Origin of the sequence: Chryseobacterium sp. RU33C (assembly GCF_900156015.1) — a bacterium.
Lineage (GTDB): Bacteria > Bacteroidota > Bacteroidia > Flavobacteriales > Weeksellaceae > Chryseobacterium > Chryseobacterium candidae.
Map to the genome: position 1 here is coordinate 62,683 of NZ_FTMT01000007.1, position 13,500 is coordinate 76,182.

Sequence of the window (13,500 nt, forward strand, 5' to 3'; positions counted from 1 at the left end):
TCAAGCTTATTCATTTTCTTTATTTCTTATAATAATGATGCGGAAAAGCATCTGCAGGCTTCATTCTGAAAACATTCAGCAGGATCCAGGATTTCAGGAAACCATATCCGTAAGAAAACATCTGAATATAAGTAGAAATAACCGCCATACCGGCAATGCTGATATTTTTAGTCAGCAACAAAGCATGAAACAGCACTAAAAAAGTATATAATCCATAAAAAGCAAGAATTATCCCTCTTCCCATCATAAAATACTCCAGAAAGCCCATCACATATCCCAGCAAAAATAAAGTAGGAAATGCAAAGGAAATTTTTACATAATTCGGATGTCTCTGATTAAGAATTGGTCTTGCACAGCCAAATTGGTAGACCTGCTTGGAGAACTTTCCAAAATCAACCCTACGTTTATGATATACGGCAATATCATCAAAAAAAGCTGTGGTAAAACCGTTTTCCCAAAGGGTCATGGAAAGATCCGGATCCTCTCCTATTCTCATTTCTGAAAATCCACCTACTTTTTCAAAAACAGTTTTTTTCACGCCCATATTAAAACTTCTGGGCTGAAATTTCGAAACGGCTTTCTTACTTCCTCTGATTCCTCCGGTAGTAAAAACAGAAGTCATAGAATATGAAATAGCCTTCTGCATCAGATTAAATCCTTTATGCGCTTTATCTGCTCCTCCAAAAGCGTCGCAAGGAATGGTCAGGATATCTTTTTTAATATGTTCGATATAATCTTTTTCAACGATGACATCACTGTCTACAAATACCAGCCATTCATTAGTTGCTCTTGCTGCGCCATAATTTCTTGTCAGTCCCGGTCCTGAGTTATCTTTTCTGAAATATTTAATATTCAGGATTCCATCAAAATTTTTAATAACAGGTTTCAGATCGATTAAAGAACCGTCATCCACGATAATCATCTCAAACTCCTTATCTGTTTGCTGAGTAAGGGAAGTCAGCAGCTCAAAAAGTTCGTCTTTTCGGTTGTAAATGGCAACGACAATGGAAATAGTAGGCTTCAAATTAAAAATTTTTCAAAATTACTTATTCGCAGGACAACCTACAAACAGTTTAACAGCTTATTCAGATAAATTAACGATAGAGAATTTTATCCGCTTTACTACATGGAGATTACAAATGAAATTCTGAACCAGGTAATTTGACATTTTAAACAAAATGAACAGTATGGCTTTGCGCCTTCACTGGCACGATAAAAAAAAGGTCGTACACATAAGTACAACCTTTTTTTATTATTCAAAACGGGAAATATTTCTTTAGATAAATAATCCCGATTTAAAGTAAATATATAATACTGCCGAAATAAAAAAAGTGATTACTGAACCACTGAAAAGAAGCAGTTTGAATAGCGATTTAAAATAATAAAGTTCCAAAACATATAAAACAAAAAATACCAAGAACGAAACTCCAACTCCTATTAAAGAAGCTATCACTAATGTTTGTGTATAATTTTGTACAGGTAAAGGATCTTTAAAAACAATAAAAAAATAAAATGCGGCCAATACAAAAGCTACGGCACTTACTTTCTCTGTGAAGTATTTTGATCTCTTAGATTCTTTCTTTTGAGGTTTCTCGTCATAATGCAGACTCTTTCTGTCAGCTTTTGAACGTGATGATTCCGAACCACTCTGAAACAGCCCGGATACACTAAATAGAGTGTCTAACAGATCAAAAAAATCCCCTAACAATTTTTATTGCTATTTATTATCCTCCAATTTATGTACTTTCTTCGTTCCTTCATACATTTCGTATTGTAAGAATCTCGTTTCCAGCTTTCCGTTGAAAAGTTTGATCTTTCTTGAAGGACGTAGCCCGATCTTTTTCACAGCTTCTAAATCTGAAGAAATAAGCCAAGCCAATGTATTGGGGTAATGCGTTTTGAAGGTATCTCCTATTTTCTTATAGAAATCATCATCATTAATGGAAATTCTCTCGTCATAAGGAGGGTTGAATACCATCAACAATGGGAAAAGCTCTTTTTTAGAATCAAAGAAGTTCTGTTTTTTAATCTCGATAACATCTTCCATTTCAGCTGCTTCTACGTTCATTCTTGCAGCATTCAGCATTCTTGCATCAATATCATATCCAACAATTTTCCCATCAAACTGTCTGACTCTGTTAATTCTGAATTCTTTGATTTTTGCAAACAGATCAGCATCATAGTTATTCCAGTTCTGGAATCCGAATCTCTTTCTGAAAATCTGAGCCGGAAGATCCATCGCAATCATTGCAGCTTCAATCAATAATGTTCCTGAACCACACATAGGATCAAGGAAATTTCCTTTTCCGTCCCAGCCTGCCAGCTGAAGCATTCCGCTCGCCAGCACTTCATTGATAGGAGCCTCGCCCTGTTCTCTTCTGTATCCTCTTTTAAACAAAGGATCTCCTGAAGAATCCATAGAAATCATCACCAATTCTCTGTCAATATGAAGGTGGAATTTGATATCCGGATTTCTCGTTTCTACATTCGGGCGTCTTTTGAATTTTTCCTGAAAATAATCCACAATAGCATCCTTCATTTTTAAAGTCACAAACTGAGAATGTTTGAATGTTTCGGAATTCACCGTTGAATCAATAGAGAAAGACTGGTCAACATCCATGAAGTTTTCCCATTCAAACTTAAATAATCTGTCATAAAACTGATGTTGATTAAAAGCTTTGAATTCATGAATAGGTACCAGAATTTTCAATGCTGTTCTCGCAGAATAGTTGATTTTATAAAGAAAGCCAAGATCTCCTTCACAATTTACTGCTCTGTTTTTAATTTCAACATTTCTTCCGCCTAATTTCTTGATTTCTTCTGCCAGAATCTGCTCCAATCCGAAGAATGTCTTTATCTGTATTTTAATATTTTCTGTATCCATAAGTTTGAATTAAAAGATTTAAAGCTTTAAAAATTAAAAGATTAGCTATCCAAATTCTTACCTAATTGAATTTTTCAATCTCTTAATGTTGTAAAATACTTTGCTTTTAACCGCACAAATTTAGTTATTTTTGCATTATGGAATGGTTTGAATCTTGGTTTGATACCCCTTATTATCATTTGCTTTATAGCAACAGAGACTATACTGAAGCAGAAAACTTCATTACAAAGCTCACAGCGGACCTTCAGTTGCCGCCTCAGTCGAAAATCATAGATCTTGCCTGCGGAAAGGGAAGACACTCTGTTTTCCTTAATAAATTAGGATATGATGTTTTGGGACTTGATCTTTCAAGACAAAGTATTGAATCTGATAAGCAATATGAAAATCAAACGCTGCTTTTTGAAGTTCATGATATGAGAAACCCGATTGATGTAGATCCTATGGATGCGGTATTCAACTTATTTACAAGTTTCGGGTATTTTGATAATGAAAGTGACGATAAAAAAGTATTCCAATCTGTTTACAACGTGCTGAAGCCTGGAGGATATTTTGTACTGGATTATCTGAATGAAGAATTTGTAAGAAATACTTTAGTTCCTGAAACTACCATCACCCGTGGTGATATTGATTTTAAGATCCTGAAAAAGATTGAGGGCAGACACGTTATCAAAGACATCCGTTTTGAAGCAGACGGTAAGCCTTTTCATTTCTTTGAAAAGGTAAAGCTTCACACACTGGAAGCTATTCACAATTATGCTTCCGAATGTGGTTTTGAAAGAATAAAAATCTGGGGAGATTATCAGCTGAATGAATTTAAAAAAGAAAACTCCCCGCGTTGCATCAATTTATTTAAGAAAAAATAATGACAACAGTACTTTTACTGATTTTAAGTGTTGTAACAGGAGTATTCCTTGGGAAACACTTTGGTAAAAAAGAAAAGCTGGCCAAAAATCTACTGATATTAAGTGCCGGTTTTTTGATTACGATCTGTCTCAATGAGGTCTTTCCACAGGTTTACACCTCTGCAGGAAGCAGCAGTCTTGGGATATTCGTCATCGGGGGAGTTCTTCTGCAGATGATTCTGGAAGTCCTTACCAAAGGCTTTGAACATGGCCACTTCCATCATCACAGTGAACATAATATCCTTCCCGTTGCTTTAATGGTGGGGTTATTCATCCATGCTTTTATTGAAGGAATTCCTCTAGCCAATGAAACACACGAGATGTCACCTTACCTTTGGGGAATTGTATTTCATAATCTTCCCATTTCATTTATTCTGGGAGCATTTTTATTTAACAGAAAAGGAGAATCCAAAAGTTCTTCATCCTATCCATCTATTCTCATTGTAGCCTTATTTGCATTGGCTTCTCCAATGGGAATGCTATTAGGTAATTATTTCAATCCCGATCTTCAGCCTTATTTTCTGGCTATCGTAGGAGGAATTTTCCTTCATATTTCATCCGTAATCATTTTTGAAAGCAATAAAAATCACAATATAGACTGGATAAAAATCGGGATGGTTATTTTGGGAGTTTCGCTTGCATTGATGATGCATGTTGTCCATCAACATCCCACTGCTCATTCTCACTAAATACAAAAAAGCTCCGAAATCCGGAGCTTTTTTATTTCCATTTTGTATTAATGGCCATGTTTTCCACGATCATTATCCTTAATCTTCACTCATAACATTTTAGACAAATAAGTTAAAATTCATTTTTTAAAAAATATTTTACATAAAAAAATAAATAAAAATTAAATGTTTACGTCATAAAATAAAATTAAACATTTTGTTTAACATTTTTTAACATATATGTAACAACGATACATTGTTTTTTGTACATTAGCCACATTACCATCACTTAAAAATGTATGAAAAGACAAAAAAGATTTACAACATCAGTCTGTTTTTTTTTGATGACCGGTTTTATAGCGGCTCAGACCACGAAGAAAACAGATTCTTTAGAAGAAAAAAAAATTGATGACATTGTAATTATCGGTTACAAAGCTCAGAAAAAATCCAGCCTTACAGCTGCTGTTTCTGTTATTTCCGACAAAAAACTCCAGGATTCCAATACCCCAAGCGTATCCGGTCTTCTGCAGGGAAAAGCTGCCGGAGTTCAGGTTTTGCCTGGCGGAGGTTCTGCAGGTTCTGTAGCTACTGTAAAAATCAGGGGTACTTCTACTATCAATGGTCCCAGTTCTGCCCTCTGGGTGGTGGATGGTGTAGTAATGCCCTATGCCCCCAACCTGGATCCTAATCAGATTGAAAGTATCAATATCTTAAAAGACGCTGCCTCTACAGCCTTGTATGGATCCAAAGCCGCCAATGGTATTGTACAGGTGTTTACCAAATCGGGAAATTCAGGAAAAGGAACATTAAGTGTTTCTCTTACTAATTCTTTTAATGTGTTTAACAACGGGCGCTTCAAACTTATGAACGGAACGCAGCTCTATGATTATTTCACCTCATTAAAAGACGCACCGGAAATCCCTGAAACACTTAGAAACGATGGCTACAACTGGCTGAAAGATGGCACACAAACAGGAGCGGTACAAAGTTATACTATTGATTTCAAAGGTGGGTCAGATCATTCCAAAACCTATATTTCAGGAAATTATTATAATGAAACCGGAACAGTGAAAGGAGATGAATATAACAGGCTCTCGTTCAGAATCAATCATGAACAGACCATAAAACCGTGGCTGATACTGAAACCCAAAGTCAGCTTATCCTATACCACAGGAAAAGACACTCAGGCTTCACTGTATCAAATGTACCTTAATATGCCATGGGACAATCCCAGAGATGCCAATGGAAATCTGATCGGGGTGGATGAGGATTACACAGATTGGTATGGAAGGGACAAAAGTAATTATCTTTATGACCTTCAATGGAACTATGGTAAAAGCAACCGGCTGGATCTCATAGGAAATCTGGATGCCGAAATCAGGTTTACCGATTATCTCAAATTCATCACTACGAACAATGTTACCTACAAAAACTATGATGACATGTACTATACCGATCCCAGATCGATCAGTGGAACAAGTAATAAAGGGGAACTAACAGAAAATTACCAAAAAGATATCAGCAAATTTTTCAATCAGATGCTGAGATTTGATAAAGATTTTGGAAGTCATAACATCAATGCATTAGCTGCGTATGAATATACCGACAGATTCTATAAGGAATCAAAAGCAGGTGTTTACGGTGTAGTACCTGATACAGAAATTTTTAATACCGGAGCCACCACAGGAGAAAAACCCAAGGGAAGAAAGCTTGACCGCGCCTATAATGCTTTCCTGTTTAACGCCGAATATGTATATAACAAAAAATATTTTATCCAGGGATCTTTAAGAAGCGAATCATCTTCTGCATTCGGTGCCAGCAAAAGAAACGGCTTATTCTATGCATATAGTGTAGGATGGAATATTCATAAAGAAAAATTTTTCAAAGTAAAGCCTGTTAACGAGTGGAAATTACGAGCAAGCAGGGGACTTGTAGGAAACACCCCATATCCGGATTACGGATGGCAGGACCTATACAGACTTACAGAGAAATATAACGGACAGATAGGAGCAACATGGTACCAGCTGGGTAACTCTGAACTAACCTGGGAATCTATCTATCAGAATAATATCGGGACGGATATCAGAGCGTTTAACAACAGGCTGACTTTAAACATTGATTATTTTAGTAATAAAACGAAAAACTTACTGATGCTTGTTCCTTTATCCTCACTGACAGGTGTTGACAAACAGTACCTGAATATAGGTGATGTTAAAAACCAAGGCTGGGAGTTCAATGTAAATTATTCCATTATCCGCTCAAAAGATGTCAGCTGGGATTTGGGATTCAATATCAGCACTTATAAAAACCACGTGCTTTCAACCCGAAACAACGGTACACAGATATTGGACAACTACCAAGTAGCAATGCCCGGATATGATGTATCCTCTTTCTATATGAGAAAGTGGCTGGGGGTAAATCCGGACAATGGCGAAGGCCAGTGGGAAGTGATAAATCCGGACGGAAGCAGAAGTGCAACTTCAAAATACAATCTGGCTACCATACAGGTAGTAGGAGCTACCACACCGGATTATTATGGTTCTGTAAGCACCAATCTGAATGTTAAAAATTTCTATCTTGCCGCGAATCTTTATTTCTCACAGGGCGGGCAGGTATATAACTCGTACAGGGAATTGTTTGATTCAGATGGCGCCTATCCTTATTATAACCAGATGGAATTACAGAATGGATGGACAAGATGGGAAAAGCCGGGAGATATCGCAACCCATCCGACTGCTGTATATAACAATAACTCATTAACCAATAAGACTTCGTCACGTTATCTGGAAGATGCCAGCTTCGTCAAATTAAGATCCCTCAGAATAGGATATAATTTACCGGCATCCCTAACAGAAAAGATGAAAATAAAATCAGCGAATATTTATATTATGGGTGAGAATTTGTTTACCATCACCAAATTCTCCGGTGTGGATCCGGAAATTGGTAATGCAGATGATCAAAACAGCTATTCCGGCAATGCAGGAGCCATATATCCTATCCCAAGAAGATTTTCCTTAGGCTTAAACTTTTCTTTTTAAAAAATAATTATGAAAAAAATACTTATTCCCCTTCTCATAGTAGCATTGACGGCATGTAATATAGACCGCTCACCATATGATTCAAAAGAATCTGATGTTATCCTGGCGGATGCAACAGGACTGAAGACCATCACATTAGGAAATTATGCATTGCTTAAAGGTGATGCCGACGGCGGTGGCTTTTACAACAACCTCTATAGAATCAGTGAATATGGAGGTGATAATATTGATATCAGCGGAACCACCAGTGATTCATTCTTTTATTATTACAACTATAAAAGTATTAAAAACAATGACCGTACCAATATCATCTGGAACTCAGGGTATAAAGCTATCATTGGCTGCAACAGAGTTATTTCAAAAACCACTGAGGGAAAAGATGCACAAACAGATCACCTCATAGGCGAAAACTATTTCCTGAGAGCCTATGTATACTTTTCTATGGTCAATGTATTCGGAAGACCTTATAATCAGGGGACAGGCAATGCCGGAATACCTCTAAAATTATCTGATGACGTCAACGATTTGCCTGCCAGAGCCACTGTGGGAGAAATATACAATCAGGTAATAAGCGACCTTCTGAAGGCTGAGAAACTCATGACAGTTGATAAAGCCAATATCTATGGATCAAAAGAAACAGCACAGGCTTTACTTTCCAGGGTCTATCTTTACATGGAAAATAATGATAAAGCGATAGAATATGCAGATAAAGTTATCAATTCCGGGAGATACGCACTTCTGTCTAAAGCTGAACTGCCTTCTTATGCTACCAAAACACCAGAAAACAATAAAGAAACCATTTTTGCATTTAAATATAATAAAGATGGTGACTACAGCAATGGCTGGTACACTATAGGCTCTATGTATGCCACCATACAGAATGTAGGCTGGGGTGAAATGTACGCTTCTTCCACTTATCTGGATCTTATCAATCAGAATCCTGAGGATGCAAGACTGAAGTTTATTTCTCCAAAATACAGCAGTCCGGCAGTTCCTGTAGCATACTGGGTACAAAAAGGAACCAGCTCATCAGGTTCCGCAACCTACAGCTATCAATTCCAAAATACTTTCCAGCAGAACGGAAATACTTATTTCACGATGAATAATATCAATTACCTGGTACAATCTGAGGCAGCGCCCAATAAAACAAACTATTATTTCGTTAACGCAGCCGGTGAAAAAACTTATGTATATCTGGATAATGACATGGATAAAAGAAACGGCTATCCTAAATTTTATGTTTTAAAATGTTCATTACAGGAAGGTGTTCCGCAATTGTGGTCTCCGGTTATTATAAGACTGGCCGAAATATATCTGAACAGAGCCGAAGCCTATGCGAAAAAAGGAAATATAGCTTCTGCACTTGCAGATGTAAATACCATCAGAACAAGAGCCGGAATACCTGTATATAATTCAGTTCCTGCAGGACAGACCATTCTGGACGCTGTTCTTCAGGAAAGAAGGCTGGAAATGGCTTTTGAAGGACATAGAAGATACGATGTCTTCAGAAACAAACTCGATCTCGACAGACAATATCCAGGCACTCATTTAAGCGGAAATAACGCCTTTTATACAGTACCTTATACCCATAACAGAGTAGTAGAATACATTCCAGAACAGCAAATCCAGATCCAGCCAAATCTTGTGCAAAATCCGGATTAAAAAATGGATATACATATATTGTTATTGTATATGAATATGAGACAAAATCAACAAAGAACAGGCTGTCCAAAATTTTAGGACAGCCTGTTTGTATATTTGATATTTTTTAAAGCTTCAGATTAGAATTTCCATCCTAATGTAAGGAAGAAATTATTTCTGTTGTTTTTCACATTACTTATAGCATAATCCGGACTTTCAATAATTTTACTCGAAGAATAATATGATGAATCAAAATTATCTCCCATATATCCTCTCATAAAAGGATTTACATATTTGGAAGAGATATTCTGATAAGATGCATCGATATAGAATGATTTGAAATCATATCCAATACCGAAAGAAAGTGTATTTCTGTCACTTAGCATAAGATTGTCGTAAGACTCATCTCCCACAGTGCCTGCATCATTAAATCTACTGATTGTAAGGGCATCAAAAGGACTTGATTGGTAAGAGTATCCTCCTCTCAATCTGAACTGCTGTACTCTGTACTCAGCTCCCACTCTTACTTCTGAAAGATTCTTGTAGTTTTCTTTGAAGAAATCATTCAACTCTCTTTCTGCTCCTCCATATACTTTATAATCAGGTTTTGTAAGTCCAAGGGTATAATCAACATTCAATGAGAAGTTTTTACTTGCTACGAAGGCAGCACTCACCGTTGCTTTAAGCGGTGAAGTAAACTTTCTGTTCTCAGCTCCTATATCATCTCCGTAAACAGCATCATTATAGAAATAATAATTTCTGTCTATCGTCCAGAAAGTAGGCGTTTCAAGAGAAGCTCCGACTCTGAAGTTAGGACTCAACTTTCCGATCACCCCTAATGAAGCAGAAAAACCAGAAGATCTTTCTGAATATGGAGTATCCTGCTTACTGAATGCTTCTGTAGAACCATTGGCAATGTTTCGGTACAATAAAGTATCATACTGATCCAATGAAGCATTGAAAAAATTGAAACCTGCTCCTAAATATAAATTATGATTATAGTTCGCTCCAACCCCAAAACTCATCTTTGACAAGTTACCATATCTTTCATACATATGCCCCGCTAATGCAGCATCTTTGGTAATATCATCCTTGTCAAAAGCATAAACAATATTATTATTTCCCGGAGACTGGATTACATTATCCAGTGTCTGGTTAGAAAAATTAATACCAATATTGATAAACTTCCATCCGGTTTCTGTCATCAAAGGAAAAGCAATTACACCTCCTGCATTCCCAAGGTCTCCTCTGGTTTTGCTATAATCTATTGTAGATCCTCCTAAAGTACTTTTGTTTTTATTTCCTAAAATAGATAAAGTTCCTGAAACCTCACCTGAAATAGCTACTCCTAAACCTGCCGGGTTCGTAAGCAAAGAGTTTGCATCACCACCCAGCGCACCATTAGCTCCAGCCATCGCATTAAACTTAGCTGATCCCACCATAGGAGTACTTGAATAAACCTCTACCGTATTTCTTATGACAGAAACATCCTGAGCCTGCGCATAAAATGCAGCAGAAATGCTCATTAATACTAAAGATTTTTTTAACATTATTTTTTAATAGTTTATTAATTTAATAAATTATCTGAAGCCACCTCTACCTCCGCCGCCGGATCTCATTCCGCCGCCTGAAGAACCACCTCTGAAGCCGCCGCCACCGGAGTTGAAGCCGCCACTAGATCTGAAACCTCCTGAATCATTAGATCTGAAGCCTCCGTTATTATTGTTATATCTTGGCTGTGGTTGCTGATAATTGTAATTAGGTCTTGTTTGTGGCGCAGAGTTACGGAATCCGCCGTTAGATTGTGTATTTCTGAAACCTCCTGAATTACCGTTTCTAAAGCCTCCTGAATTGCTGTTTCTGAAACCACCATTTGAGTTAGAATCTCTGAAACCACCGCTATTATTAGTGTTTCTGAAGCCTCCATTATTATTTCTGAAACCTGAGTTAGCAGTATTAGTCCTGTAAACTGCATTGGCTACGCCTGTATTCTGGAATCCGCCTCCGCTGATACCGCTTCTTCTGTAAACAGGTCTGTTGTAGTAGCCACCACCCCAGTAACCTCCTCCGTATCCCCAATATGGGTTTCCGTAGTATCCGCCCCAGAATGGATCATAATATCCTCCATAACCATATCCCCAGTATGGGCTTCCCCATCCGTAAGAGCCTCCCCAGCCCCATCCGAATGATCCGCCCCAACCCCAGGACATGCTTGCTCCCCAGCCCCAGCCACGGTTCATACCCCAACCCCAATATGGGCTGTAACCACCATACCATCCCCAAGGAGAACCCCATCCCCATGAGTTATCATAGTAGTTCGTCTGAGAACCTGCATAAAGTCCCCAATCTGAGTCTGTAGCATTGGTATTCCAGTTTGTATTGGTACCACTCCAGTCGTTATATCTGTTTTCCTGCTCTCTGGAATTCGTTTGTGCATTCTGAATTACATTGGAATCCTGATAGTAGTCATAATATTCTCCTACTCTGTTTCCGCTATCATTAATGATAACTCCTTCAGGTAGCGTATCCTTATTGGGGTCGTAATACACCCCGTCTGTCTCGCTATACCCTCCCATCTGAGCACCACAAGACACAAGCAATAATCCGCCTGATATGGCTAATATCCCTTTGGATCTTAGCAGACCAAGCAAATTTTTATGTATATTTCTTTTCATGATAACGTAAAAATTTTTAATTTAAATTATATTTGCAATCTGTACCAAAAATGTACCAAAATACTGGTAAAAAAATCTATCAAAAATAGATTTTTATTTTTAGATAACAATAATGTACAAAAGTTAAAAAAATTTAAAAAAATAATGGCAAAATTAACCTCAAGAAGCGAAGATTACAGCAAATGGTATAATGAGCTGGTTGTAAAAGCTGATTTAGCTGAAAACTCAGGCGTGCGTGGATGTATGGTGATCAAACCGTATGGCTATGCAATCTGGGAAAAAATGCGTGATGAAATGGATAAAAAGTTCAAAGAAACAGGTCACGTTAACGCATACTTCCCGCTTTTTGTGCCCAAAAGCTTGTTTGAGGCTGAGGAAAAAAATGCAGAAGGTTTTGCAAAAGAATGTGCTGTTGTTACCCACTACAGGTTAAAAACCGATCCGGACAATCCATCCAAACTGATTGTTGATCCGGATGCGAAACTGGAAGAAGAACTTATTGTTCGCCCTACTTCAGAAGCAATTATCTGGAATACCTATAAAAACTGGATTCAGTCTTACAGAGACTTACCGATACTAATCAACCAATGGGCGAATGTAGTTCGTTGGGAAATGAGAACACGCCTCTTCCTGAGAACTGCAGAATTCTTATGGCAGGAAGGACACACTGCTCACGCTACAAAAGATGAAGCAATTGAAGAAGCAGAAAAGATGAATAAAGTATATGCAGATTTTGCAGAAAACTTTATGGCTATTCCTGTGATTCAAGGGTTGAAAACTCCTTCTGAAAGATTTGCAGGAGCTGATGAAACTTATTGTATTGAAGCATTAATGCAGGACGGAAAAGCTTTACAGGCCGGAACATCTCACTTCTTAGGTCAGAATTTTGCAAAAGCATTTGATGTAAAATTCACCAACAAAGAAGGGAAAATAGAACATGCATGGGCTACATCATGGGGAACTTCTACCCGTCTGATGGGTGCTTTAATTATGACGCACTCTGATGATTTCGGATTGGTATTGCCTCCTACCCTTGCCCCAATTCAGGTGGTGATTGTTCCTATCTTTAAAGGAGAAGAGCAACTGGAACAAATCAGTGAAGTGGCTTTAGATATTCAGGCTAAACTGAGAGCAAAAGGAATTTCAGTGAAGTTTGACAATGATACCCAGAACAAACCAGGATGGAAATTTGCAGAATATGAATTGAAAGGAGTTCCTGTAAGAATCGCAATGGGACCAAGAGACCTTGAAAATAAATCTGTAGAAATTGCGAGAAGAGACAACCTTACTAAAGAAGTTCGTTCTATTGAAGGAATTGATTCTTATATCGAAGATCTATTGAAAACGATTCAGCAGGATATTTATAACAAAGCATTTGAATTCAGAAAAAATAATATCACGAAAGTGGATACTTATGAAGAATTCAAAAAAGTTCTGGAAGAGAAAGGTGGCTTCATCTATGCTCACTGGGATGGTACTGCTGAAGAAGAGGAGCAAATCAAGGATGAAACAAAGGCAACCATCAGATGTATTCCTTTAGATGATGACATAGAAGAAGGAATTTCATTGATCTCAGGAAAACCATCTAAGAGACGTGTATTATTTGCAAAAGCTTATTAAACTTTTTAATGATTTAGAAAAAAATCGTTAATTTTTAAAGAAATATTCAAAAAAAAATGACATTTGGACAGA

General features: G+C 37.3%; 9 protein-coding genes. 5 read left to right on the forward strand and 4 right to left on the reverse strand.

Annotated elements, in window-relative coordinates; translation table 11 throughout:
* Positions 1 to 19: 19 nt before the first annotated feature.
* A complete protein-coding gene (locus tag BW946_RS08115) occupies positions 20 to 1,024 on the reverse strand; it encodes a glycosyltransferase family 2 protein (protein ID WP_076595695.1) in 1,005 nt (334 codons plus the stop codon).
* A 693-nt stretch (positions 1,025 to 1,717) separates the two neighbouring features.
* Entirely contained in the window at positions 1,718 to 2,884 is a 1,167-nt protein-coding gene (locus BW946_RS08125; protein ID WP_076595697.1) for a THUMP domain-containing class I SAM-dependent RNA methyltransferase, read from the reverse strand.
* Between the two features lie 137 nt (positions 2,885 to 3,021).
* On the opposite strand from BW946_RS08125, the gene BW946_RS08130 reads away from it, so the two are divergent.
* The 4 genes from BW946_RS08130 to BW946_RS08145 all read left to right on the forward strand — a co-directional run bounded on the left by BW946_RS08130 (position 3,022) and on the right by BW946_RS08145 (position 9,154).
* Positions 3,022 to 3,747, forward strand: coding sequence for a class I SAM-dependent DNA methyltransferase (locus BW946_RS08130; protein WP_076595698.1), 726 nt, complete (start codon positions 3,022 to 3,024; stop codon positions 3,745 to 3,747).
* Positions 3,747 to 4,475, forward strand: coding sequence for a ZIP family metal transporter (locus BW946_RS08135; protein ID WP_076595699.1), 729 nt, complete (start codon positions 3,747 to 3,749; stop codon positions 4,473 to 4,475). Before BW946_RS08130 ends, BW946_RS08135 begins: the two co-directional genes overlap by 1 nt.
* 278 nt (positions 4,476 to 4,753) lie before the next feature.
* Entirely contained in the window at positions 4,754 to 7,492 is a 2,739-nt protein-coding gene (locus tag BW946_RS08140; RefSeq protein ID WP_076595700.1) for a SusC/RagA family TonB-linked outer membrane protein, read from the forward strand.
* Between the two features lie 9 nt (positions 7,493 to 7,501).
* The gene (locus BW946_RS08145; protein WP_076595701.1) at positions 7,502 to 9,154 is read left to right on the forward strand and encodes a RagB/SusD family nutrient uptake outer membrane protein; all 1,653 of its coding nucleotides are present in this window, start codon (positions 7,502 to 7,504) and stop codon (positions 9,152 to 9,154) included.
* A 119-nt stretch (positions 9,155 to 9,273) separates the two neighbouring features.
* Here the strand turns inward: BW946_RS08145 and BW946_RS08150 are convergent, their stop codons facing one another.
* Together BW946_RS08150 and BW946_RS08155 are read right to left on the reverse strand one after the other, a co-directional pair.
* Positions 9,274 to 10,659 (reverse strand): OmpP1/FadL family transporter, encoded by a 1,386-nt coding sequence (locus BW946_RS08150; RefSeq protein ID WP_228402495.1) that lies wholly within the window; start codon positions 10,657 to 10,659, stop codon positions 9,274 to 9,276.
* Between the two features lie 54 nt (positions 10,660 to 10,713).
* Positions 10,714 to 11,808 (reverse strand): prolyl-tRNA synthetase, encoded by a 1,095-nt coding sequence (locus BW946_RS08155; RefSeq protein ID WP_076595703.1) that lies wholly within the window; start codon positions 11,806 to 11,808, stop codon positions 10,714 to 10,716.
* A 144-nt stretch (positions 11,809 to 11,952) separates the two neighbouring features.
* Here BW946_RS08155 and proS point away from each other — a divergent pair, with 144 nt between their 5' ends.
* A complete protein-coding gene (proS, locus tag BW946_RS08160; RefSeq protein WP_076595777.1) occupies positions 11,953 to 13,428 on the forward strand; it encodes a proline--tRNA ligase in 1,476 nt (491 codons plus the stop codon).
* Positions 13,429 to 13,500: the final 72 nt, after the last annotated feature.